The organism is Pseudomonas sp. 21LCFQ02, from assembly GCF_024129895.2.
Taxonomy (GTDB): domain Bacteria; phylum Pseudomonadota; class Gammaproteobacteria; order Pseudomonadales; family Pseudomonadaceae; genus Aquipseudomonas.
Map to the genome: position 1 here is coordinate 3,460,511 of NZ_CM178749.1, position 24,644 is coordinate 3,485,154.

A 24,644-nucleotide genomic window follows, 5' to 3' on the forward strand; every position below is an offset into this window, starting at 1 on the left:
TGCCGGGCAGAGCCCAGCGCCGAAGACCTCGGGACTGGATAATGCTAGTCAGATTGAACAAGGTTAACGCCCGGTTCGAGATGATCTAAAGCCTGTAATTTGTAATCGTTAAAGATGCAGATTATATAAGTGCCCGTAGCTCAGCTGGATAGAGCATCCGCCTTCTAAGCGGATGGTCGCAGGTTCGAGTCCTGCCGGGTGCGCCATTCAAGGCAGCTTTGGCACAAGTAAATGCAATATGGTGGGCGTAGCTCAGTTGGTAGAGCACAGGATTGTGACTCCTGTTGTCGTGGGTTCGATCCCCATCGTCCACCCCATATTCGAGAGAGGCGCCGGATTTAAAAGTCTGGCGCCTTTGCTTTAAAAGCTGGTTGCGCGGAAGTGGCGAAATTGGTAGACGCACTGGATTTAGGTTCCAGCGCCGCAAGGTGTAAGAGTTCGAGTCTCTTCTTCCGCACCATGAAACAAGCAGGTATTGGCTAGATGTCTTTATCCTGTTAAATGAAAAAGCCGCTCTAGAGCGGCTTTTTCTGTTTTGGCAAACTGGTTTTTGGTTTCCCGGACTGATGCCGTCGGTCTGGTGAAACGCAGTATCCGGATGGAATCGGTGCTGCCCGGTCCGGTAGCTCCTCATGGGGGGGGCAGGGCGGGGTAGACGGGTTGCCGGGGAAGCGGCCAGTTGCATCAGTCCTTTCATCGGCGATTCGATAACATCCTCTTAAAACTGCCCTTTTTCAGTAGGGTGACTTCTTGAGTTCGACCCACTAGAATGCATGCCCTTGATTCTAGGGTCGGAAACGCCGGCTAACGTCTGTGCAACGAGGAATATCCATGCAAGTTTCTGTTGAAAACACTTCTGCTCTCGAACGCCGCATGACCATTGGCGTGCCTGCCGAGCGCATCGAGACCGAAGTCAACAAGCGTCTGCAACAGACTGCGCGCAGGGCCAAAATCCCGGGCTTCCGCCCAGGCAAAGTGCCAATGAGCGTGATCCGTCAGCGTTTTGAAGAGGGTGCTCGTCAGGAGGCTCTGGGTGAGCTGATCCAGGCGACCTTCTACGAAGCTGTGGTTGAGCAGAAGCTGAACCCGGCTGGCTCGCCTGCTGTTGAGCCAAAGTCTTTCGAGAAAGGCAAGGATCTGGAATACGTCGCCACTTTCGAAGTTTTCCCTGAATTCACTGTTTCCGGCTTTGAAACCATCGCTGTCGAGCGCCTGTCTGCTGACGTGGCTGATGGCGATCTGGACAACATGCTGGACATCCTGCGCAAGCAGAACGTGCGTTTTGAAGAGGCTGACCGTGCCGCTCAGAACGACGATCAGGTCAACATCGATTTCGTTGGCAAGGTCGACGGCGAAGCGTTCGCTGGCGGCTCCGCCAGCGGCACTCAGCTGGTACTGGGCTCCGGTCGCATGATTCCTGGCTTCGAAGACGGCCTGGTCGGTGCCAAGGCGGGTGAAGAGCGCGTTCTGAACGTGACCTTCCCTGAGGACTATCAGAACCTTGAGTTGGCTGGCAAGGCCGCTGAGTTCACTGTGACCGTCAACAGCGTTTCCGAGCCTAAGCTGCCTGAGCTGAACGAAGAGTTCTTCAAGCTGTTCGGCATTAAGGAAACCGGTCTGGACGGCTTCCGCACCGAAGTTCGCAAGAACATGGAGCGTGAACTGCGTCAGGCGATCAAATCCAAGGTCAAGAACCAGGTCATGGACGGTCTGCTGGCTGCCAACCCGATCGAAGTGCCAAAAGCGCTGCTGGAAAACGAAGTCAACCGTCTGCGCGTTCAGGCTGTTCAGCAGTTCGGCGGCAACATCAAGCCTGACCAACTGCCGGCCGAGCTGTTCCAGGAGCAGGCCAAGCGCCGCGTTGAGCTGGGTCTGATCGTTGCTGAAGTGGTCAAGCAGTTCGATCTCAAGCCTGATGAAGATCGCGTTCGCGAGCTGATCCAGGAAATGGCTTCGGCCTACCAGGAGCCAGAGCAGGTCGTGGCCTGGTACCTGAAGAACGAACAGCAGATGAACGAAGTTCGTTCGGTTGTGCTGGAAGAGCAAGTTGTAGATACTGTTTTGCAGAAAGCTAGCGTGACCGACAAATCGGTCTCCTACGAAGAAGCGGTCAAGCCGGTAGAAGCTCCACAAGCCGACTGATTTCGTTGTTTCGTTCGAAAACACTCACAAGCCAGCCTTCGCGCTGGCTTGTGCGTATTCAAGACTCGACTATTTGGGAGTGAGTGCAGGACATGTCCCGCAATTCTTATTTTCAGCACAACTCTGACATCCAGGCTGCTGGCGGCCTGGTCCCGATGGTTATCGAGCAGTCCGCCCGTGGCGAACGCGCGTACGACATCTATTCGCGCCTTCTCAAGGAGCGGGTGATTTTCATGGTGGGTCCGGTAGAAGACTACATGGCCAACCTGATCGCGGCGCAGCTCCTGTTCCTGGAAGCGGAAAACCCGGACAAGGATATCCATCTCTACATCAACTCACCTGGCGGTTCGGTGACAGCAGGCATGTCGATCTACGACACCATGCAGTTCATCAAGCCGGACGTGTCCACCATCTGCATCGGCCAGGCCTGCAGCATGGGTGCGTTCCTGCTCGCAGGTGGTGCCAAGGGCAAGCGGCATTGTCTGCCCAACTCGCGGATGATGATTCACCAGCCACTGGGAGGTTTCCAGGGCCAGGCTTCGGATATCGATATCCATGCCCGTGAAATTCTGCATATCCGTCACCGCCTGAACAGCCTGTTGGCCGAGCATACCGGCCAAAGCCTTGAAACCATTGAACGTGACACAGAGCGCGACAATTTCATGAGTGCGGATCGCGCAGCCGAATACGGCCTGATCGACTCCGTCATCACCAAGCGTGAAATGCCTGCCTGAGTAACCCGGGATGTGGGCGGTCCTGCAACTGACCGCCTGCGGACTTGAAAAAGCCCGCAAGAGCCTTCATCTTGTGTTGCAAGCCTATCGGACTGGATCGATCGAATGACTGACACCCGCAACGGCGAGGACAACGGTAAATTGCTCTATTGCTCCTTCTGCGGCAAAAGCCAGCATGAAGTGCGTAAATTGATTGCCGGCCCCTCGGTCTTTATCTGCGACGAGTGCGTCGACCTGTGCAATGACATCATCCGTGAGGAGGTGCAGGAAGCACAGGCCGAAAGCAGCGCACATAAACTGCCTTCGCCTAAAGAAATCAGCGGCATCCTTGACCAGTACGTCATCGGTCAGGAGCGCGCCAAGAAGGTTCTCGCAGTAGCGGTGTACAACCACTACAAGCGCTTGAACCAACGCGACAAAAAAAATGACGACGTTGAACTGGGCAAGAGCAACATCCTGCTGATTGGGCCTACCGGCTCGGGCAAGACCCTGCTCGCCGAAACCCTGGCTCGCCTGCTCAACGTGCCGTTCACCATCGCCGACGCCACCACCCTGACCGAAGCCGGTTATGTGGGCGAGGACGTGGAGAACATTATTCAGAAGCTGTTGCAGAAATGTGATTACGACGTAGAGAAGGCCCAGATGGGTATTGTCTACATCGACGAAATCGACAAGATTTCGCGCAAATCCGACAACCCTTCCATCACTCGCGACGTGTCCGGCGAAGGTGTTCAGCAGGCTCTGCTGAAGCTGATCGAAGGCACTGTGGCTTCCGTACCGCCACAAGGCGGTCGCAAGCACCCGCAGCAGGAATTCCTGCAGGTTGATACCCGCAATATCCTGTTCATCTGCGGTGGCGCGTTCTCGGGTCTGGAGAAAGTCATCCAGAACCGCTCGACCCGCGGCGGCATCGGCTTCAATGCTGAGGTGCGCAGCAAGGAAGAGGGCAAGAAGGTCGGTGAGTCGCTGCGTGAAGTCGAGCCGGACGATCTGGTCAAGTTCGGCCTGATCCCCGAGTTCGTCGGTCGTTTGCCGGTATTGGCAACACTGGACGAACTGGATGAGCCGGCGCTGATCCAGATTCTGACCGAGCCGAAGAACGCCTTGACCAAGCAGTACGGCAAGCTGTTCGAGATGGAAGGCGTTGACCTGGAGTTCCGTTCCGATGCACTCAAGGCCGTGGCTCGCCGCGCCCTGGAGCGCAAGACCGGCGCTCGTGGCCTGCGCTCGATCCTCGAAGGCGTGCTGCTCGACACCATGTACGAAATCCCGTCGCAAAACGACGTGAGCAAGGTGGTGATCGACGAGAGCGTCATTGAAGGCACCTCCAAGCCGCTGCTGATCTATGAAAACAGCGAGCCTGCCGCCAAAGCTGCACCCGATGCCTGACGCCTGTGCGTGAGTGCTGACAAGGGGTTGTACGAAACGTCGGCGAATGCAGGCAGTTTTCGTGCAAAACCCAAGAAGGGGCCCTTGTGGCCCCTTCTGCATTTTGGGGGGTATGCGCCGCCAGCAGTGCGGCGTTCGTCGTTGGTCGGCAAGCCCTGCCGGATCCGGGAAATAAAATCGTAACTATTTCCTGATCGGGCCGCTAAGGCTTGTATTTTTGCAACGCAGACCCCATCTTGGTTTCAAGCACATTCAATCTGTCCACGGCCAATTGGCCGCTGTAGAGGCGAAATCATGAAAGCCACCATCGAATTGCCTCTTTTGCCATTGCGTGATGTTGTGGTTTATCCGCATATGGTTATCCCGCTGTTCGTGGGGCGCGAGAAGTCTATCGAAGCCCTTGAGGCGGCGATGACCGGTGACAAGCAGATTCTCCTGCTTGCGCAGAGAAACCCGGCTGACGACGATCCGGGCGAAGAAGCCCTCTATGGTGTCGGTACTGTCGCCACTGTCCTGCAACTGCTTAAACTGCCTGATGGCACTGTCAAAGTCCTGGTTGAAGGCGAGCAGCGCGGCAGCGTTGAGCGCTTCATGGAAGTCGACGGTCATTGCCGCGCCGAAGTTGCGCTGATCGATGAAACTGCCGCGCCGGACCGTGAGTCCGAGGTCTTTGTACGCAGCTTGCTCGGCCAGTTCGAGCAATATGTGCAATTGGGTAAAAAAGTCCCTGCTGAAGTCCTGTCCTCGCTCAACAGCATCGAAGAGCCAGGTCGCCTGGTCGATACCATGGCAGCGCACATGGCGCTGAAGATCGAGCAAAAGCAGGAAATCCTCGAAATCATCGACCTGTCTGCACGTGTCGAGCATGTGCTCGCGCTGCTGGATGCTGAAATCGACCTGTTGCAGGTCGAGAAGCGCATTCGTGGCCGGGTCAAGAAACAGATGGAGCGCAGCCAGCGCGAGTACTATCTGAATGAGCAGATGAAGGCCATTCAGAAAGAACTGGGTGATGGTGATGAAGGCCACAACGAGATCGAAGAGCTGAAAAAGCGCATCGACGCCGCTGGTCTGCCTAAAGATGCTCTCACCAAAGCCACCGCCGAGCTGAACAAGCTCAAGCAGATGTCGCCGATGTCCGCTGAAGCGACCGTGGTGCGTTCGTACATCGACTGGCTGGTGCAGGTGCCCTGGAAGGCGCAGAGCAAAGTGCGTCTGGACCTGGCCCGTGCCGAAGAGATTCTCGACTCTGATCACTACGGTCTGGAAGAGGTCAAGGAGCGCATCCTTGAGTACCTCGCCGTGCAGAAGCGGGTGAAAAAGATCCGTGGTCCGGTGCTGTGTCTGGTCGGCCCGCCGGGTGTCGGCAAGACATCGCTGGCCGAGTCGATTGCCAGTGCGACCAATCGCAAGTTCGTGCGCATGGCCTTGGGTGGCGTGCGTGATGAAGCAGAAATACGCGGTCACCGTCGTACTTACATCGGCTCGATGCCGGGTAGATTGATACAAAAGATGACCAAGGTTGGCGTCCGCAATCCACTGTTCCTGCTCGATGAGATCGACAAGATGGGCAGTGACATGCGCGGCGATCCGGCGTCGGCGCTGCTCGAAGTGCTCGACCCCGAGCAAAACCACAATTTCAACGATCACTATCTGGAGGTTGATTACGACCTTTCGGATGTGATGTTCCTGTGCACCTCCAACTCGATGAACATCCCGCCGGCGCTGCTCGACCGTATGGAAGTCATCCGTTTGCCAGGCTACACCGAAGACGAAAAGATCAACATCTCCGTCAAGTACCTCGCGCCCAAGCAGATCCAGGCCAATGGCCTGAAAAAGGCCGAGCTGGAGTTCGACGAGAGCGCCATTCGCGACATCATTCGCTACTACACCCGTGAAGCGGGCGTGCGCGGCCTTGAACGGCAGATTGCCAAAGTCTGCCGCAAGGTAGTCAAGGAGCACGCCAAGGAGCGTAAATTCGCCATCAAGGTCACCTCGGACAATCTTGAGCATTATCTGGGCGTGCGTAAATTCCGCTACGGACTCGCCGAGCAGCAGGATCAGATCGGTCAGGTAACGGGCCTGGCGTGGACTCAGGTGGGCGGCGAACTGCTGACCATCGAGTCGGCAGTGATTCCGGGCAAAGGCCAGTTGATCAAGACCGGTTCGCTGGGCGACGTGATGGTCGAGTCGATCACCGCCGCACAGACGGTGGTGCGTAGCCGTGCCAAGAGCCTGGGGATTGCGTCGGACTTCCATGAGAAGCACGATACCCACATCCACATGCCTGAGGGGGCAACCCCCAAGGATGGCCCGAGCGCCGGTATCGGCATGTGCACCGCGCTGGTGTCGGCCCTGACCCAGATCCCGGTGCGCGCCGATGTGGCGATGACCGGTGAGATCACCCTGCGTGGTCAGGTACTGGCGATTGGCGGTCTGAAGGAAAAGTTACTCGCGGCACATCGTGGCGGGATCAAGACTGTAATCATTCCCGAAGAAAACGTACGCGATTTGAAGGAAATTCCTGACAACATCAAGCAAGACTTGCAGATCAAGCCCGTTAAATGGATTGACGAAGTCCTGCAAATTGCGCTGCAATACGCCCCTGAGCCCTTGCCGGATGTAGCTCCCGACAGGGTGGCGAAGGACGAAAAGCGCGAGTCTGACTCTAAGGAAAGAATTAGCACGCATTAAGTCTGAGTGGGCTTTCTTGACAGCTTTTTGGAGCGCTTGTTATAAAGCGGCTCTTTCAGGCCAGTATTTGAAGACCCTCAGCGCTCGTTTTGCTTAACACCAAAAACTTAGAAACATACTCCATATAGAGATAAGGGGACTTAGAGTGAACAAGTCGGAACTGATTGATGCTATCGCTGCATCTGCTGATATCCCGAAAGCTGCTGCTGGCCGTGCGCTGGACGCGGTGATCGAATCCGTCACTGGCGCTCTGAAGGCTGGCGACTCGGTTGTTCTGGTTGGCTTTGGTACGTTCTCCGTTACTGACCGTCCTGCCCGTGTAGGTCGTAACCCGCAGACTGGCAAGACCCTGGAAATTCCAGCGGCCAAGAAGCCAGTATTCAAAGCCGGCAAGGCCCTGAAAGAAGCTGTCAACTAAGTTTCTTTCAAGCCTTGACGCGCTGGTTCGCGTGCATTCGCGAACCGGTCGCGGAAGGTTCGAGACCTTCCGCTACGCGATTTACGGGAAGGCGCATCCTCGGATGCGCCTTTCTTCTATCCGCTTTCTACCCACGCTCCGCGGTTGGTTCGTGAGTTCAACCGTTCTGGGGGACGCATGCTGCAGAACATCAGGGACAATTCCCAAGGCTGGATTGCCAAAACCATTATCGGGATCATCGTTGCACTGATGGCCCTGACGGGCATCGAAGCGATGTTCACCTCTTCGAGCAGCAAGCAGAATGCTGCCGAGGTGAATGGCGAAGAGGTGACCCAAAACGAATTGAGTCAAGCGGTCGATATGCAACGCCGCCAGTTGGCTCAGCAATTGGCTCAGCAGTTGGGCAAGGACTTCGATCCTTCGCTGCTGGACGAAAAGCTGCTGCGTGAATCGGCTCTCAAGGGCCTGATCGAACGCAAACTGCTGCTGCAGGCTGCCGCAGACGACAAGTTCGCCTTCTCCGAAGCCGCCGTTGACCAGCAACTGTTGATGACGCCCGAGTTCCAGGTCGATGGCAAATTCAGTGCCGACCGGTTTGATCAGGTCATTCGTCAATTGGGCTATAGCCGTCTGCAGTTCCGGCAGATGCTGACCCAGGAAATGCTCATCGCTCAGACCCGTGCCGGTATCGCTGGCAGCGCGTTCGTGACCGATGCCCAGGTCGAGGCGTTTGCCCGGCTGGAGAAGCAGACCCGTGATTCGGCCACCCTGACCATTGCTGCCAATACTGCTGGCGTTTCGGTAAGCGATGACGAGGTCAAGGCCCACTACGATCAGCACGCCAAAGAGTTCATGAGCCCCGAGCAAGTGGTTCTGGACTATATCGAGCTGAAGAAGTCGGCGTTCTTTGACAAGGTTGAGGTCAAGGATGCAGACCTGCAGACCGCTTACCAGCAGGAAATTGCCAATCTGACCGAACAGCGTCGGGCTGCGCACATCCTGATCGAAGTCGGCGACAAGGTGAACGATCAGCAGGCCAAGGCCAAACTGGAAGAAATCCAGCAGCGCCTGGCCAAAGGTGAAGACTTTGCCGCCCTGGCCAAAGAGTTCTCTCAGGATCCGGGTTCGTCCACCAAGGGCGGTGATCTGGGTTACGCCGGCAAGGGGGTATACGACCCGGCTTTCGAAGATGCCCTGTACGCGCTGAACAAGGACCAGGTCTCGCAGCCGGTACGCAGCGATTACGGCTGGCACCTGATCAAGCTGCTGGGCGTTGAAGCACCTTCGGTGCCGAGCTTCGCCAGCCTCAAGGACAAGCTGACCGCCGACCTGAAATCGCAACAGGTTGAGCAGAAGTTCGTCGAAGTCACCAAGCAACTGCAGGACGCGGCATTTGAGTCTGCCGATCTGAGCCAGCCGGCTCAGGATCTGGGGCTCAAGGTCCAGACCACCGCGGCGTTCGGGCGTGAAGGTGGTGAAGGTCTGACAGCCAACCGTGCGGTGATCCAGGCAGCGTTCAGTCCGCAAGTGCTGGAAGAGGGTTCCAACAGCAACGTGCTGGAACTTGATCCTGACACTGTGCTGGTGGTGCGCGCCAAGGAGCACCTGCAGCCTCAGCAACTGCCACTGGAACAAGTGGCCGGCGCCATTCGTAACCAGTTGGTCCATGACAAGGCTGCCGCTGCGGCCAAAGCCAAGGGCGAGGCGCTGCTCGCGGGCCTGCGCGATGGCAAGGTTGCGCTGGCTGCGCGCCAGGACGGTATCGAGTGGAAGGTTCTGGAAGCGGTCAGCCGCGGTCAGGACGGTGTCGATCCGGCTGTGTTGCAGACCCTGTTCCGTATGCCCAAGCCTGAAGGCCAGGACAAGTCCGAGTACGCCAGCCTGAGCGCTCGTGACGGCAGCTTCGTGATTGTGCGCCTCAAGGGCGTCAACCAGGCCGCTGCGCCGTCTGAAGAGGAAAAGGCCCAGTACCGCCGCTTCCTGGCATCGCGTGCCGGGCAGCAGGATTTCTCGGCCTATCGTGCCGAGCTGGAGCACAAGGCCAAGATCGAGAAGTACTAACGTTAGCTGTGTAGGAGCGGCTTCAGCCGCGAATGGTGCCAAGGCCTTCGCTGCTGAAGCAGCTCCTACAGCGCAAAAAAGAAGGCCGCCCCTAGGGGCGGCCTTCTTTTTTTGCGTCTGAGTAAGCGGCTTGCCGATTACTCTTCGATGTTGCCCATCGCAGTGGTGTTGAAGCCACCGTCGACGTACATGATTTCACCGCTGATGCCCGATGCCAGGTCCGAGCACAGGAAGGCGGCGGCGTTGCCGACTTCTTCGATGGTCACGTTGCGGCGCAGTGGGGTCTGGGCCTCGTTGGCGGCCAGCATCTTGCGGAAGTTCTTGATGCCGGAAGCGGCCAGGGTGCGGATCGGGCCAGCCGACACGGCGTTGACGCGAGTGCCTTCAGCGCCCAGGCTGCCGGCCAGGTAACGTACACCGGCTTCCAGGCTGGCCTTGGCCATGCCCATCACGTTGTAGTTTGGCATGGTGCGCTCGGCGCCCAGGTACGACAGGGTCAGCAGGCTGCCATTGCGGCCTTTCATCAGCTCACGACCGCCTTTGGCCAGTGCCACGAAGCTGTAAGCGCTGATGTCGTGAGCGATGCGGAAACCTTCACGGGTGGTGGCGTCGGTGAAGTCGCCATCGAGCTGGTCGCCCGGGGCGTAGCCAACCGAGTGCACGATCACGTCCAGACCATCCCACTTCTTGCCCAGCTCTTCAAAGACCTTGGCGATTTCTTCATCGCTGGCCACATCGCAAGGGAAGCACAGCTCGGCGCTCGAACCCCAGCCAGCGGCGAATTCTTCGACACGGCCCTTGAGCTTGTCGTTCTGATAAGTGAAGGCAAGCTCTGCACCTTCCCGGTGCATGGCGGCAGCGATGCCGGATGCGATGGACAGTTTACTGGCGACACCGACGATCAGGACGCGCTTACCGGCGAGAAAACCCATGTGTTGTTCCTCTTCAGGTTAATCGACAGCTACTGGTGCCATGAAGGCGGCTTCCAGCAACTGCTGTGTGTAAGGATGTTGCGGTGCGGCGAAAACAGCCTCTGCCGCACCTTGTTCGACCACTTTGCCTTGCTTGACCACCATCAGTTGATGGCTCAGCGCCTTGACCACAGCCAGGTCATGACTGATGAACAGATAGGTCAGGTTGTACTTGGCTTGCAGCGAGCGTAGCAGCTCGACTACCTGGCGCTGGACGGTCCGGTCGAGCGCCGAAGTGGGCTCGTCCAGCAGAATCAGCGCCGGTTTTAACACCAATGCCCGGGCAATGGCGATTCTTTGTCGTTGCCCGCCGGAGAACTCGTGGGGGTAGCGGTGCCGGGTTTCCGGGTCCAGGCCTACCTCTTTGAGTGCTTCGACGATCGCGACCTGTTGTTCCTGGGCGCTGCCGATGTTGTGAATGCGTAAACCTTCACCCACGATTTCAGCCACTGACATGCGCGGGCTCAGGCTGCCAAACGGGTCCTGGAACACCACCTGCATCTGCCGCCGCAACGGACGAACCTGCTGCTGCGTCAGCCCGTTCAGGGGCTGCCCTTGAAACCGTATGGCGCCTTCGCTGCTCAATAGCCGCAAAATCGCCAGGCCCAGCGTGGACTTGCCTGATCCGCTTTCCCCGACGATCCCCAGTGTCTGCCCCTGCAGCAGGCTGAAGTCTACGCCATCGACCGCCTTGACGTGATCGACAGTGCGTTTGAACAGGCCTTTGTTGATCGGGAACCAGACCCGCAGGTTCTCGACTTCCAGTAACGGCTTGCCTGGCACATTGGCCACCGGGCCACCACTGGGCTCGGCATTGATCAGCATTTGGGTGTACGGGTGCCGGGGCGAACGGAACAATTGTTCGCACGATGCCTGTTCGACGATGGAACCGCGCTGCATGACACATACCCGATGGGCTATTTGTCGAACCACGTTCAGATCGTGGCTGATCAGCAGCAGCGCCATGCCCAGACGGGCCTGCAGCTGCTTGAGCAGTTCGAGGATTTTCAGCTGCACCGTGACGTCCAGCGCGGTGGTCGGTTCGTCGGCGATCAGTAGCTCCGGCTCGTTGGCCAGCGCCATGGCAATCATGACTCGTTGGCGCTGGCCGCCAGACAGCTCATGGGGCAAGGCCTTGAGTCGCTTGTGCGGCTCGCTGATACCCACCAGCTCCAGCAGCTCCAGCGTCCGTTTACGCGCCGCCTGACCGGTCAGCCCCTTGTGCAGGGCGAGCACCTCATTGATCTGCTTCTCCACCGAATGCAGCGGATTGAGCGAGGTCATCGGCTCCTGGAAGATCATCGCGATGCGGTTGCCGCGCAGGCCGCGCAGGCGTTTTTCACTGAGGCTCAGCAGGTCTTCGCCGGCATAGCGGATGCTGCCTTTGGGATGGCTGGCGATAGGGTAGGGCAGCAGGCGCAGAATCGAATGCGCGGTGACTGACTTGCCCGAGCCGCTTTCGCCGACCAACGCCAGGGTTTCACCCCGGCGGATATCCAGATTAACGCCTTCGACCACGCGCTGACGGTTATCACCGGTGGTGAATTCGACCGCCAGGTCGCGGATTTCGATCAGATTGTCCTGGCTCATGTCATTTCCTTGGGTCGAAGGCGTCGCGGGCCGATTCACCGATGAACACCAGCAGGCTGAGCATGATCGCCAGTACCGCAAAGGCGCTGATGCCCAGCCAGGGGGCCTGCAGGTTGGCCTTGCCCTGGGCGACCAGCTCGCCGAGCGACGGTGCGCCGGCTGGCAGGCCGAAGCCGAGAAAATCCAGTGCGGTCAGGGTGCCGATGGCGCCGGTGAGGATAAACGGCATGAAGGTCATGGTCGAGATCATCGCGTTGGGCAGAATGTGCCGGAACATGATTTCGCCATCGCGCATGCCCAGTGCCCGGGCTGCACGTACGTATTCAAGATTGCGGCCGCGCAGAAACTCGGCGCGCACCACGTCAACCAGGCTCATCCACGAAAATAGCAGCATGATGCCCAGCAGCCACCAGAAGTTGGGTTGTACGAAGCTGGCAAGAATGATCAGCAGGTAAAGCACCGGCAGGCCCGACCAGACTTCCAGAAACCGCTGGCCCAGCAGGTCGACCCAGCCGCCATAGAAGCCTTGCAGCGCACCGGCAATCACGCCGATGACCGAGCTGAGCAGCGTCAGGGTCAATGCGAACAGCACCGAAATACGAAAGCCATAGATGACCCGGGCCAGTACATCGCGGCCCTGGTCATCGGTGCCCAGCCAGTTGTCCGGTGACGGCGGAGCCGGGGCGGGGACTTTCAGGTCGTAGTTGATGCTCTGGTAGCTGTAGGGGATCGGTGCCCAAAGCGTCCAGCCATCTTTGGCGGCGAGCAGGTCCTGGATATAGGGGCTTTTGTAATTGGCTTCCAGCGGAAACTCGCCGCCGAAGGTGGTTTCCGGGTAGCGCTCGAACACCGGAAAGTACCACTGGCCGTCGTAACGCACTGCCAGCGGTTTGTCATTGGCGATCAATTCAGCGCCCAGGCTGAGGACGAACAGGGCCATGAACAGCCACAGAGACCACCAGCCACGGCGGTTGGCCTTGAAGCGCTCGAAGCGGCGGCGATTGAGGGGGGACAACGGCATATCAATGCTCCCTGCTTTCGAAGTCGATGCGCGGGTCGACCAGGGTATAGGTCAGATCGCCGATCAGTTTCACCACCAGGCCCAGCAGGGTGAAGATGAACAGGGTGCCGAACACCACTGGATAGTCGCGGTTGATGGCCGACTCGAAACTCATCAGGCCCAGACCGTCGAGCGAGAAGATCACCTCGACCAGCAAGGAACCGGTGAAAAATATGCCAATGAACGCCGCCGGAAAACCGGCAATCACCAGCAACATGGCATTGCGGAACACATGGCCGTACAGCACCCGGTTGTTACTCAGGCCCTTGGCCTTGGCAGTGATCACGTATTGCTTGCTGATTTCGTCGAGGAAGCTGTTTTTGGTCAGCAGGGTCAGGGTCGCGAAGTTGCCGATGACCAGCGCGGTGATTGGCAGCACCAGATGCCAGAAATAATCCAGCAATTTGCCAGTGGTGCTCAGCTCATCGAAGTTGTTCGAGGTCAGGCCGCGTAGCGGGAACCAGTCCAGATAACTGCCACCGGCGAACAGCACGATCAATAGAATCGCGAACAGGAACGCAGGGATCGCATACCCCACGACGATGGCCGAACTGGTCCACACGTCGAATTGGCTACCGTGCCGGGTGGCCTTGGCGATCCCCAGCGGGATCGACACCAGATACATGATCAGGGTGCTCCATAACCCCAGCGAAATTGAAACCGGCATCTTTTCCAGAATCAGGTCGGTGACCTTGGCGTCGCGGAAGAAACTGGTGCCGAAGTCCAGTTGGGCGTAGTTCTTGATCATGATCCACAAGCGTTCCGGCGCCGGTTTGTCGAAGCCGTACATACGCTCGATTTCTTCGATCAAAGCCGGGTCCAGACCTTGTGCACCCCGGTAGCTGGAGCCGGCCACGCCGACCTCCGAGCCACCGCCGCCGATGCGGCTGGTCGCACCGTCGAAGCCTTCGAGCTTGGCGATCGTCTGTTCCACCGGCCCGCCAGGGGCGGCCTGGACGATAATGAAGTTGATGATCAGGATGCCCAGCAGGGTCGGAATGATCAGCAGCAGACGCCGCAGGATATAAGCCAGCATTTCAGCGTTCCTCGTTGCCGGTGGCGGTGTCGCCGATGCTGTCATCTTCGCTGACTGGCGGCTGGCTTGGCGGTGCCGGCTGGACATCCGGCTTGGCCCACCAACTGCTCAGGCCGATGTCCGACAGCGCCTTGGCTTGCGGATGCGCCAGGTGGTCCCAGTAAGCGATGCGCCAGCTCTTGATATGCCAGTTGGGCACCACGTAAAAGCCCCACAGCAGCACCCGGTCCAGGGCACGGGTATGGGCCACCAGGCTCTCGCGCGAGTCGGCGCGGATCAGGCCGTCAACCAATGCATCGACTGCCGGATCGTTCAGGCCCATGTAGTTGCGGCTGCCGGGACGGTCGGCGCTGACCGAGTGGAAGAATTCGCGCTGTTCATTACCCGGCGAGCTGGACTGCGGGAAGCTGCTGACGATCATGTCGAAGTCCCGCGAGCGCAGGCGGTTCATGTATTCGGCGACATCGACCCGACGGATCGACAGTTCAATCCCCAGATCCTTGAGGTTGCGCTTGTAGGGCAGCATGACCCGCTCGAAGGCGGTCTGCACCATCAGGAACTCAAGCTTCACCGGATTGCCCTGGGCGTCGGTCATGCGATCATCCTTGATCTGCCAGCCAGCCTCCTGCAACAGCTGGTAGGCGCGGCGCAATTGCGGGCGGATCATGCCGCTACCGTCGTTGACCGGCAGCGTGAAGGGCTCGGTGAATACCCGCTCAGGAATCTTGCCGCGCAGCGCTTCAAGCAGTTTCAGCTCTTCACCGGTGGGCAGTCCGCTGGAGGCCATTTCCGAGTTGTCGAAGTAGCTGCGGGTACGGGTGTAGGAGCCGCTGAATAGCTGCTTGTTGGTCCACTCGAAATCGAACAGCAAGGTCAGTGCTTCGCGCACCCTTGGGTCCTGGAACACCGGGCGACGTAGGTTGAGGATGAAGCCCTGCATGCCTTGCGGGTTGCCGTTGGGCAGCTCTTCCTTGATCAGGCGTCCGTCACGCACCGCCGACACGTCATAGGCGCTGGCCCAGTTCTTTGCAGTGTTTTCTTCGCGGTAGTCATACTGCCCGGCCTTGAGCGCCTCCAGGGCCACATCGGGGTCGCGGTAGTAGTCAACGGTCATCACATCGAAGTTGTACAGCCCACGGTTAACCGGCAGATCCTTGGCCCAGTAGTCCTTGACCCGCTCGAAGCGCAGCGAGCGACCGGCCTTGACCTGGGTGACCTTGTACGGCCCGTTGCCCAGCGGCAATTCAAGATTGCCCTTGGTGAAGTCGCGCGTCGCCCAGAAATGCTTGGGCAATACCGGCAACTGGCCGATGATCAGTGGCAGCTCACGGCTGTGGCTGTCCTTGAAGACGAATTTGACTCGCAACGGGTCTTCGACGATGACCTTGTCGATGCCGGCATAGTAGGCGCGGTACAGCGGCGCACCGTCCTTGATCAGGGTATTGAAGGTGAACTCGACGTCTTCGGCACGAATCGGGTGGCCATCGTGAAAGCGCGCCTGGGGGCGCAGATAGAAACGCACCCACATGTTGTCAGGGGCTTTTTCGATTTTTTCAGCGATCAGGCCATATTCGGTGAGCGGCTCATCGAGGCTGGAGCGCGCCAGAGTGTCGTAGATCATGCTGATATCGGCGGCGGCTGTGCCCTTGCTGATGAAGGGGTTGAGGCTGTCGAAGCTGCCGAACCCGGCCTGGCGAAAGGTCCCGCCCTTGGGCGCATCGGGGTTCACGTAATCGAAATGCTTGAAGTTCGCCGGGTACTTGGGCGCTTCGTCGTACAGGGTCACGGCATGCTGGGGAGCAGCCTGGGCGGTGCAGGCCAGGGCCACCAGCAACAGGCTGCCGGCGCTGGCCAACAGCGTACGCATCGGGTTCATCGGGTGTTCTCCTGAGGCTTGAGCCACCACGCGCGCAAGCCCAGGGTATAGGGCGGCGTGGTGACCATGGCGAAGCGATTGCGCCAGGCCAGGCGGTGGTTGTTCAGATACCAGTTGGGAATCATGTAGTGCTCTGACAGCAAAACCCGGTCAAGTGCCCTGGCTGCGGCGACCTGATCTTCGCGGCTGGAGGCGGCGAGCAACTGGTTGAGCAGGCCGTCGACCACCGGGCTGCTAATGCCCGCGTAGTTCTTGCTGCCATTCACGGCGGCCTGGCTGGAATGAAAGTACTGCCACTGTTCCAGGCCCGGACTCAGGGTCTGCGACAGGGTCATGAGGATCATGTCGAAATCGAAACGGTCCAGGCGCTGCTTGTACTGGGCGCGGTCCACGGTTCGCAGCCCTGCGTCGATGCCGATGCGCCGCAGATCCTCTACATAAGGCTGCAGGATGCGCTCCAGGTTGGGATTGACCAGCAGGATTTCGAAGCGCAGCGGTTGCTGTTGGGCGTTGACCAGGCGTTGCCCGGAGAATGTCCAGCCGGCTTCGCCGAGCAGCGCCAGAGCCTTGCGCAGTGTCTCGCGCGGGAGGCCGCCACCGTCGCTGGCAGGCAGGCTGAACGGCTGGCTGAACAGGCTGGCCGGCAGACGCTCGCGGTACTGGGATAGCATCAGCCATTCGCGGCCACTGGGCAGCCCGCTGGCGGAAAACTCGCTGTTGGGGTAATAGCTGGTCGAGCGCTGGTAGGCGTTGCTGAACAGTGCCCTGTTGGTCCACTCGAAATTGAACATCAGCCCCAGTGCTTCGCGCACCCGCACGTCGCTGAAGGTGTTGCGCCGGGTGTTCATGAACAGGCCCTGGGTCTGGGTCGGGATCTGGTGGGCTATGGCAGCCCTGACGACCTCGCCACGTTGCAGCGCTGCGAAGTTGTAGCCGTTGGCCCAGTTTTTGGCCTGGTGCTCGATATAAATGTCGAACTCACCGGCTTTGAAGGCTTCGAAGGCCACCTCACTGTCGCGGTAGAACTCCACTTCGACCCGGTCGAAATTGTATTTGCCGCGATTGACCGGCAGGTCTTTAGCCCAGTAATCCTTGACCCGCTCGAAGATCAACTGGCGACCGGGCTGCACCTTGCTGATCCGGTACGGGCCGCTGCCCAGCGGCGGGTCGAAGCTGGTGGCCTTGAAGTCGCGGTCTTTCCAGTAATGCTGGGGCAGCACCGGCATCTCGCCCAGGCGCATGATCAGCAGTGGATTGCCGACCCGTTTGAACACGAAGCGGATGCGGTGACGGTTGAGAATGTCGACCCGCTGCACTTCCTGCAAGGCGGTGCGGTACTGTGGGTGGCCGTCCTTGAGCAGGGTGCGATAAGAGAACGCCACATCATAAGCCGTGATCGGCTGGCCATCATGAAAACGGGCTTGCGGGCGCAGGTTGTAGACCACCCAGCTACGGTCCTCGCTGTACTCGACACTGCGGGCTATCAGCCCGTAACTGGAGGTCGGCTCATCGCCGGATGGGTCGTAAGCACCGGTGCCCACCATCAGCGGTTCATTCAGTTCATTGACGCCGTACTGCAGGAAGTTGCCGGTCTCGACCGGGCTGGTGCCCTTGAAGGTATAAGGGTTCAGGGTGTCGAAGGTGCCGAATGCCATGATCCGCAAGGTGCCGTTTTTCGGCGCCTCGGGATTGACCCAGTCGAAGTGGGTAAAGCTGGCCGGGTACTTGAGCGCGCCAAACTGCGCGTAGCCATGGCTTTCGCTGATGGCGGCGCTGGCATTGGAGCTCAAGCCCAGGCTGATGGCTAACAGGATGGGACGAATCACATTGCGCACGGCTTGGGCTCTGGGCCGCTAACAGTAGCAGTTTGTCCTGTCTGGAAAAAGACTGCGGCACAGCACGACGCCTGACCGTCGTGGCTGATCAACGCGGCAGGTAGACCGTCAGGGTCTGGCCGGGGCGCAGTGCCTGGCCACTGCGTGGATTCCAGCGCTTGAGATGCTTCATCTCGACATTGAAGCGTTTGGCCACCAGGTACATGGAATCGCCTTTCTGGATCTTGTACTGCACCGGCTTGCCTTCGGCGGTCTTGGCGCTGGCCGCCGCAACGACTTTGCCGGCTGCCCGGCTATTGTCCTGAATGACCAGCGACTGGCCGATTTGCAGGCGATGACCAGAGAGCTTGTTCCAGCGTTGCAGGGCTTCGACATCGACCTTGTTGGCGCGGGCGATGCTCGACAGGTTGTCACCGCTCTTGACCCGGTAGGTGCGCGAACGGCTCGGTTTGTCTTCACTGGCGACCAGCTCGAAGGCCGGTTTCGCTGTGCCGCCCGGTTGCAGCGGGATATTCAGTGACTGGCCGACCTTCAGGCTGTTGCCTGACAACTGGTTGTTGCCTTTGAGTGAACTGACCGATACCTGATAACGCTTGGCCAGGCTGTCCAGGGTGTCGCCGCGACGGACCCGGTGATGCTGCCATTGCATCAGCTCGGCCGGCTGCAGGTTGGGCAGGTTGGCAGCCAGCAGCTGTGCCTTGGAGGTCGGCACCAGCAGGTGCTGTGGGCCATCAACGGTCAGGCGCTTCTTGAACGCCGGATTGAGCTGGATCAGTTCGTCTTCGTCGATGTCGGCCAGGCTCGCGACCTTGGACAGGTCGACGCGCTTGTTCAGCTCGACGACTTCAAAGTAGGGTTCGTTGGCGATCGGCGTGAGGTTCACACCATAGGCCGCCGGGGTCAGGACCACCTGTGAGAGGGCCAGCAGTTTGGGCACATAGTCACGGGTTTCCTGCGGTAGGGGCAGGTTCCAGTAATCGGTGGGCAGGTTGAGCTTGTCGTTGCGCTCAATGGCCCGGCTGACCGTGCCTTCACCGGCGTTATAGGCCGCCAGGGCCAGCAGCCAGTCACCGTTGAACATGTCATGCAGGCGGGTCAGGTAGTCGAGCGCCGCATTGGTCGAAGCCTGGATGTCGCGGCGGCCATCATAAAAGCTGGTCTGGCGCAGGTTGAAGTAACGCCCGGTGGACGGGATGAACTGCCACAGGCCGACCGCCTGGGCGCGGGAAATCGCCATCGGGTTGTAGGCGCTTTCAATCACCGGCAGCAGCGCCAGCTCAAGCGGCATGTTGCGTTCTTCGAGGCGCTCGACAATGTAGTGCATGTACAGGCTGCCACGCTCACCGGCAGTCTCAAGGAACGACGGGTTGTTGGCGAACCACAGGCGCTGCTGATCGATGCGCGGGTTCAGGTTGTCGCCTTGTTGCAACTGGAAGCCCAGCCGCATCCGCTCCCATACATCTTGCGGCTCGGCCTGGGCGGCGGGGGTCGGATTGACGAAGATCGGCTTCTGCTTGATGCCCGTCGCCAGGTTGGCCTTGCTGCGGTAGGTGCCGTCGTGCTCGACCTGACCAGTCGTCTGGCCGGTGCTTTGGCAGCCTGCCAACAGTGCGCTGGCGGTCACCGCGATGGCCTGTGCCAGGCGCGTCAAGGTGGCGGAATTCGCGGGTTTTCCAGTAGATGACGACATTGTCCGGGGGTGTTTCCAGGAAAAAATGTCGGGCGATTCTAGGAAGGGACCCCGCGATGGTCAACCTTTACGGGGTTTTCCGTAGATGAGCGGGTGTGTCAGAACTTGTTTTTCCAGTCGCGCAGGCTGGCAAATACCTCACTGGGCGAGGCATTGTCACGGCCATTCCACTCGTCCGCTTTTTCTTTAACGGATGTTACATGGACCCGGATAAATGGGTTTGTCAGGCGCTCCAGACCCAGTTGTGACGGCAGGCTGATGCGGTCCATGCTCCGCCATTGGCTGACCTGCGCCAGACGCTGGGTGATGTCAGCGTTGTCCGGTTCCACGGCGTGGGCGAAGCGCAGGTTACTCAGGGTATATTCATGGGCGCAGTAGATGGCCGTGTGGTCGGGCAGGGCGGCCAGCCGGCTCAGCGAGGTGTGCATCTGCTCGGGGGTGCCCTCGAACAACCGGCCACAACCGGCGGCAAACAGGGTGTCGCCGCTGAACAGCAGGGGCTTTTCAGGGCCTTCATGATAGAAGGCGATATGCCCGGCGGTGTGACCTGGGACCAGAATGACCTGCAGCGCCAACCCCAGTACCTCGATACGGTCGTTGTCGTGCAGCGCGACATCGCGCGCCGGAATCGTCTCGCCGGCCGGCCCATAGACCCGTGCATCAGTGATCGCCTTGATCGCCGCCACGCCGCCGACATGATCGTTATGATGATGAGTGATCAGGATGTCACTCAGTTGGTAGTCAGGGTTGGCCTTTAGCCAGCCAAGCACCGGTGCGGCGTCACCCGGATCGACCACTGCACAGCGTCGGGTCGAAAGGTCTTGTAACAACCAGATGTAGTTGTCACTGAAAGCGGGCAGGGCGTGGATCTGTATCATGGCGCAATTCGCTTGGCGGGAAACAATAGTGCATCTTAGGGGCTGTATACAAAATAGGCGAATGAAGGCAATACAAGGCGAGGTCAGGCGAAAAAGCGCAGCGTACATAACGTACATGAGCATCTTGAGGCTGATTTCAACGCAATATTGCCGAGTGCAGCCATTTTGTAGGCCACCCTTAGACACACGTATTGATGCCCGTCGAGCAAGCGGCCACAAGCCATGCCTGCCCTGTATCGCTCAAAGCGTCCAGCTGGCGCTGCGAGTCCCGGAGGAACATATCCCATGATCGATCAATCCTTCGCCCAGGCCGATCCGCAATGGCTGGAGCTGACCTGTGTGGCCCGTGAGTGGCTGGACGGACCGTTGGGGCGCATGCTGATTGAAGAAGAGCGGCGTGCTCTGGAAGAAGAACTGGCGCGGTTTTTCGGCGGTTATCTGGTGCATTACGGGCCAGCGCAACAGACGCCGCCGCAGGCCGTGCAAATCCAGCGCACCGTGCGTCTCGGTGCGCCCTTGCCGGGGATGGAAATCGTCTGCGAAGAGCAGGCCTGGCCGTTATGCGAGCACGCGGCTGATGTGGTGGTGCTGCAACATGGCCTGGATTTCTGCCTGTCTCCCCATGGCTTGTTGCGTGAGGCGGCCAGCAGTGTGCGTCCCGGCGGGCATTTGCTGATCGTCGGTATCAACCCCTGGAGCAGTTGGGGCATGCGCCGGGTGTTTGCCCGCGACGCCTTGCGCAAAGCGCGCTGTATTGCGCCGACAAGGGTGGCCGACTGGCTCAACCTGCTGGGCTTTGCGCTGGAGAAGCGCCGCTTCGGGTGTTATCGTCCGCCGTTTGCATCGGCCAAGTGGCAGACGCGCTTGCAAGGCATGGAGCGCTGGAGCACCAGCGGTCAGGCATTGGGTGGCGGCTTTTACCTGCTGGTGGCGCGCAAGCTGGTGGTCGGCCTGCGGCCATTGCGCCAGTCACGCCGCGAGCCCATGGGCAAGCTGATTCCGTTGCCGCTGGCCAAGGTCAACCGTGACGGTTGTGAGCCTTGAGCGGTTACTGGCTGCCGATGCCCAGGTTTTTTGAATTCGGAATACAGCCATGAGTGAACGCATAGAACTTTTTACCGACGGCGCCTGCAAGGGCAACCCTGGCCCGGGGGGCTGGGGCGCGCTGCTGATTTACAAGGGCCAGGAAAAGGAACTCTGGGGTGGCGAAGCCAACACCACCAACAACCGCATGGAACTGACTGGCGCGATTCGCGGCCTCGAAGCGCTCAAGCGCCCCTGCGAAGTGACCCTGGTCACCGACTCGCAGTATGTGATGAAAGGCATCACCGAGTGGATGGTCAACTGGAAAAAACGCGGCTGGAAGACGGCAGCCAAAGAGCCTGTGAAAAATGCCGACCTCTGGCAGCAACTCGATGAGCAGGTCAGCCGTCATCAGGTGGAGTGGAAATGGGTGCGCGGCCACATCGGCCACCCCGGCAACGAGCGTGCCGACCAGCTCGCCAATCGTGGTGTGGATGAGGTGCGCGGCAAGGCCTGACGGGCACCTCTAAAAACTACCTGCTGGCTGGGCGCCTGCGGCGTTACGCGCGCCATCGCGTTGTTGAAATCAGGCTCGTGCGCGAGTCCGACGGAGTGCCGCCCAATCAAAATGCTCATGTACAACCCGTAAAGTCGAGCGCGACTCCGACCGTTTTTCGCCTGATTTCGCCTAGCGCTGACTGCCTCGCCTACGTTTTTAGAGGTACCCTTGAAGTGCTGCCGGGGCAGTGCTGCCAACCGCGCACTGTCTGAACCCATGCTAATATTCGGGCCTGCACAAGAGGCAACAGAATATGTCATCGCAAAACCTTGATAATCGTTCGATCGTGCTCGATACCGAAACCACCGGCATGCCGGTGACTGAAGGTCACCGGATCATCGAGATCGGTTGTGTCGAGTTGATTGGCCGGCGCCTGACCGGCCGGCACTTTCACGTCTACCTGCAACCTGACCGCGAAAGCGATGAGGGGGCAATTGGCGTGCACGGTATCACCGACCAATTCCTGGTCGGCAAGCCGCGGTTTGCCGAGGTCGCCGACGAGTTCTACGAGTTCATTCGCGGCGCACAGCTGATCATTCACAACGCGACGTTCGACGTTGGCTTCATCAATAACGAATTCGCCTTGCTGGGGCAGCAGGATCGAGCCGACGTCAGCCGTTACTGCACGGTGCTCGATACCCTGGCCATGGCCCGTGAGCGCCACCCCGGCCAGCGCAACAGTCTTGATGCACTGTGCAAACGCTATGACGTAGACAACTCTGGCCGTGACCTGCACGGCGCATTGCTCGACTCGGAAATTCTGGCCGACGTCTACTTGGCCATGACTGGCGGGCAGACCACGCTGTCGTTGTCGGGGCAGGGCGCCGATGGCGGTGAAGGAGGCTCGGATCGCCCAAGTGAAATTCGTCGTCTGCCAGCCGACCGGCCTGCCGGGCGCATCTTGCGTGCCAGCGCCGATGAACTGGCGGCTCACGAGGCGCGCATGGCAATCATCGCCAAGGCCGCCGGCGCTCCGGCGCTGTGGGTGCAGATGCAGGAAGCCGGGCAGTCGGCCAACTGACCAGCCTCTGAGCCGACCCGTATGAAAATCCATCCGGCCCTGGCGATTCGTCCCGCCGACGAGCAGTTCGAGGACTACCTGCTCAACGGTGTGTTCACCTTCATGGTGCGCAGTTTCGCCACGGTTCGGCTCGGTGAGCCGGTGGCTGACTGGCCGCTTGAGCAGGTCAAGCCGTTTGAAAAAAACTACGGGATTGACTCAGAAGAGTTCAGCCAGCGGCGCGAATCGACCAACGCCACTGTGCTGGTGGCCTGGCTGGATGATCAGCCGGTCGGCCATCTGGCGATCCGGCCACACTGGAATGGCTTTGCCTATATAGATGAACTGGCGGTGGACGCGCCTGCCCGCCGCAATGGCGTGGCCCGCTCGCTGCTGGAAAGTGCCAGAGGCTGGAGCGAGAAGCACAACCTGGCAGGCATCATGCTTGAAACCCAGAACAACAATCTGGACGCCTGCCGGTTGTATGAGAAATTCGGTTTTGTGGTGGGTGGAGTCGACCATCTGAGTTATCGCGCAATTGATCCGCAGACCCGCGAAGTGGCGATTTTCTGGTACCTGATCTTTCCCGCAGGCTGAGACGCCCTCAAGGGATGCGGGTCATCTTCACGCCATTTTGCACCAGTTCGAACTCGTCGCCGCCCAGGTGATTGACCCGGTCGCCAATCGCCAACCGATACGTGGTCACCACAGTTGCGCCACCGACCCCGTCAATCTGCGCCTCCTGAAATTCATGCACCGGATAGACGCGACCCTCGGCATCTCTTGCTTGAAACTGCCCGACCAGAACTGAAGCCATTTGCCTTGAACCTCTGAAAATAACCGCATAATTGCCTGTCAATCGCGGCTGTAGACCATCAAATCGGCGACTGGTTCGCTCTCTGCCCGAGCATCAAGGTGCAGCAAGGCTTAAAGAAAAAAGCACAGGCTTCATACATTCAGCGCGGGCGCTGGTCTATAACTCAAGTTTCCTTGAACCCAGCGCCGGAGTTTTTTATGAGTCAGGTCCATCGCATTGCCGTACTGGTCGGCAGCCTGAGAAAAGAGTCGATCAACCGCAAGATTGCCCTGGCCCTGGCCGGGCTGGCACCGCCGAGCCTGGAGTTGAAGATCGTCGAGATCGGTGATCTGCCGCTGTATAACGAAGATATCGACGGTGCCAGCCCGCCAGCAGCCTACACCCGTTTTCGCGATGAGCTGGCCGCTGCCGATGGCCTGCTGTTCGTGACCCCGGAGTACAACCGCTCGGTGCCCGGTGCCCTGAAAAACGCCATCGACGTCGGTTCGCGCCCTTACGGTCAGAGCAAGATGAGCGGCAAGCCAGGCGCGGTGATCAGTGCCTCGCCGGGTGCCATTGGCGGCTTTGGTGCCAACCATCACCTGCGTCAGTCACTGGTGTTCCTCGATGTAGCGACCTTGCAGCAGCCAGAATCCTACCTGGGTAACATCGGCGCCAGCTTTGATGAAAATGGCGAGCTCAACGAGCGCACCACGGCCTTCCTGAAAACCTTCATCGAGACCTTCGCCGCCTGGGTCGAGAAAACCCGCAAATTCTGAGTCAGTCAGTGCAGGGATTGCCATATATATGGCAGTCCCTCGTCATACTCTGGTTACGCTCCTTTTCCATTTGATGCATTACCGGCACCTGTTGTGTCCGGCGGTGCCTTGTGCAA

20 protein-coding genes and 3 tRNA genes are annotated in these 24,644 nt (G+C 59.3%); 14 read left to right on the forward strand and 9 right to left on the reverse strand.

All coding sequences use genetic code 11. The features are described from left to right. Nucleotides 1–129: 129 nt before the first annotated feature. From NJC40_RS15580 to NJC40_RS15620, 9 genes are all read left to right on the forward strand, one after another. A tRNA-Arg gene (locus NJC40_RS15580) sits at nucleotides 130–206 on the forward strand. Between the two features lie 35 nt (nucleotides 207–241). Then, a tRNA-His gene (locus tag NJC40_RS15585) sits at nucleotides 242–317 on the forward strand. Nucleotides 318–375: 58 nt separating this feature from the next. Next, nucleotides 376–460 (forward strand) — tRNA-Leu (locus tag NJC40_RS15590). A 371-nt stretch (nucleotides 461–831) separates the two neighbouring features. Then, nucleotides 832–2,142, forward strand: coding sequence for a trigger factor (gene tig, locus NJC40_RS15595; protein ID WP_253140172.1), 1,311 nt, complete (start codon nucleotides 832–834; stop codon nucleotides 2,140–2,142). Nucleotides 2,143–2,234: 92 nt separating this feature from the next. Beyond that, nucleotides 2,235–2,876, forward strand: a complete 642-nt coding sequence (gene clpP, locus NJC40_RS15600; RefSeq protein WP_045489734.1) for an ATP-dependent Clp endopeptidase proteolytic subunit ClpP — start codon at nucleotides 2,235–2,237, stop codon at nucleotides 2,874–2,876. A gap of 105 nt (nucleotides 2,877–2,981) precedes the next feature. Beyond that, on the forward strand, nucleotides 2,982–4,265 hold the full coding sequence (clpX, locus tag NJC40_RS15605) for an ATP-dependent Clp protease ATP-binding subunit ClpX (protein ID WP_045489737.1): 1,284 nt from the start codon (nucleotides 2,982–2,984) through the stop codon (nucleotides 4,263–4,265). Nucleotides 4,266–4,559: 294 nt separating this feature from the next. Then, nucleotides 4,560–6,956: an endopeptidase La gene (gene lon, locus NJC40_RS15610; RefSeq protein ID WP_045489739.1), complete on the forward strand. Its 2,397-nt coding sequence runs from the start codon at nucleotides 4,560–4,562 to the stop codon at nucleotides 6,954–6,956. Between the two features lie 145 nt (nucleotides 6,957–7,101). Further along, nucleotides 7,102–7,374: an HU family DNA-binding protein gene (locus NJC40_RS15615; protein WP_045489741.1), complete on the forward strand. Its 273-nt coding sequence runs from the start codon at nucleotides 7,102–7,104 to the stop codon at nucleotides 7,372–7,374. 177 nt (nucleotides 7,375–7,551) lie between these two features. Next, nucleotides 7,552–9,435 carry a SurA N-terminal domain-containing protein gene (locus tag NJC40_RS15620; RefSeq protein ID WP_253140173.1) on the forward strand — a complete coding sequence of 628 codons (1,884 nt, stop codon included), beginning with the start codon at nucleotides 7,552–7,554 and terminating at the stop codon, nucleotides 9,433–9,435. A 137-nt stretch (nucleotides 9,436–9,572) separates the two neighbouring features. On the opposite strand, the gene fabI is transcribed toward NJC40_RS15620, so the two are convergent. The 8 genes from fabI to gloB all read right to left on the reverse strand — a co-directional run bounded on the left by fabI (nucleotide 9,573) and on the right by gloB (nucleotide 20,371). Continuing rightward, complete coding sequence (fabI, locus tag NJC40_RS15625) at nucleotides 9,573–10,367, reverse strand: enoyl-ACP reductase FabI (protein WP_045489747.1); 795 nt, start codon at nucleotides 10,365–10,367, stop codon at nucleotides 9,573–9,575. A gap of 18 nt (nucleotides 10,368–10,385) precedes the next feature. Continuing rightward, entirely contained in the window at nucleotides 10,386–11,996 is a 1,611-nt protein-coding gene (locus NJC40_RS15630) for an ABC transporter ATP-binding protein (RefSeq protein WP_253117300.1), read from the reverse strand. 1 nt (nucleotide 11,997) lies between these two features. Further along, nucleotides 11,998–13,017 carry an ABC transporter permease gene (locus tag NJC40_RS15635; protein ID WP_045489752.1) on the reverse strand — a complete coding sequence of 340 codons (1,020 nt, stop codon included), beginning with the start codon at nucleotides 13,015–13,017 and terminating at the stop codon, nucleotides 11,998–12,000. Nucleotide 13,018: 1 nt separating this feature from the next. Continuing rightward, a complete protein-coding gene (locus tag NJC40_RS15640) occupies nucleotides 13,019–14,092 on the reverse strand; it encodes a microcin C ABC transporter permease YejB (protein WP_045489754.1) in 1,074 nt (357 codons plus the stop codon). Nucleotide 14,093: 1 nt separating this feature from the next. Beyond that, complete coding sequence (locus tag NJC40_RS15645; protein ID WP_253140174.1) at nucleotides 14,094–15,968, reverse strand: extracellular solute-binding protein; 1,875 nt, start codon at nucleotides 15,966–15,968, stop codon at nucleotides 14,094–14,096. Beyond that, nucleotides 15,965–17,794, reverse strand: coding sequence for an extracellular solute-binding protein (locus NJC40_RS15650; protein WP_253140227.1), 1,830 nt, complete (start codon nucleotides 17,792–17,794; stop codon nucleotides 15,965–15,967). The genes NJC40_RS15645 and NJC40_RS15650 overlap by 4 nt, the downstream gene beginning before the upstream one ends. A 97-nt stretch (nucleotides 17,795–17,891) precedes the next feature. Next, nucleotides 17,892–19,493, reverse strand: coding sequence for a LysM peptidoglycan-binding domain-containing protein (locus NJC40_RS15655; protein WP_253140175.1), 1,602 nt, complete (start codon nucleotides 19,491–19,493; stop codon nucleotides 17,892–17,894). A 98-nt stretch (nucleotides 19,494–19,591) separates the two neighbouring features. Further along, nucleotides 19,592–20,371, reverse strand: coding sequence for a hydroxyacylglutathione hydrolase (gene gloB, locus NJC40_RS15660; protein ID WP_045489760.1), 780 nt, complete (start codon nucleotides 20,369–20,371; stop codon nucleotides 19,592–19,594). 285 nt (nucleotides 20,372–20,656) lie between these two features. On the opposite strand from gloB, the gene NJC40_RS15665 reads away from it, so the two are divergent. The 4 genes from NJC40_RS15665 to NJC40_RS15680 all read left to right on the forward strand — a co-directional run bounded on the left by NJC40_RS15665 (nucleotide 20,657) and on the right by NJC40_RS15680 (nucleotide 23,550). Then, the gene (locus NJC40_RS15665; protein WP_253140176.1) at nucleotides 20,657–21,415 is read left to right on the forward strand and encodes a methyltransferase domain-containing protein; all 759 of its coding nucleotides are present in this window, start codon (nucleotides 20,657–20,659) and stop codon (nucleotides 21,413–21,415) included. A gap of 49 nt (nucleotides 21,416–21,464) precedes the next feature. After that, entirely contained in the window at nucleotides 21,465–21,911 is a 447-nt protein-coding gene (rnhA, locus tag NJC40_RS15670; protein ID WP_253140177.1) for a ribonuclease HI, read from the forward strand. A 295-nt stretch (nucleotides 21,912–22,206) separates the two neighbouring features. Beyond that, nucleotides 22,207–22,974 (forward strand): DNA polymerase III subunit epsilon, encoded by a 768-nt coding sequence (dnaQ, locus tag NJC40_RS15675; protein ID WP_045489767.1) that lies wholly within the window; start codon nucleotides 22,207–22,209, stop codon nucleotides 22,972–22,974. Between the two features lie 21 nt (nucleotides 22,975–22,995). Beyond that, the gene (locus tag NJC40_RS15680) at nucleotides 22,996–23,550 is read left to right on the forward strand and encodes a GNAT family N-acetyltransferase (RefSeq protein WP_045489768.1); all 555 of its coding nucleotides are present in this window, start codon (nucleotides 22,996–22,998) and stop codon (nucleotides 23,548–23,550) included. A gap of 7 nt (nucleotides 23,551–23,557) precedes the next feature. On the opposite strand, the gene NJC40_RS15685 is transcribed toward NJC40_RS15680, so the two are convergent. Continuing rightward, nucleotides 23,558–23,770: a hypothetical protein gene (locus NJC40_RS15685; protein WP_045489770.1), complete on the reverse strand. Its 213-nt coding sequence runs from the start codon at nucleotides 23,768–23,770 to the stop codon at nucleotides 23,558–23,560. A gap of 197 nt (nucleotides 23,771–23,967) precedes the next feature. On the opposite strand from NJC40_RS15685, the gene NJC40_RS15690 reads away from it, so the two are divergent. Beyond that, on the forward strand, nucleotides 23,968–24,528 hold the full coding sequence (locus tag NJC40_RS15690; RefSeq protein WP_045489771.1) for an NADPH-dependent FMN reductase: 561 nt from the start codon (nucleotides 23,968–23,970) through the stop codon (nucleotides 24,526–24,528). The last annotated feature ends 116 nt before the right edge of the window (nucleotides 24,529–24,644 follow it).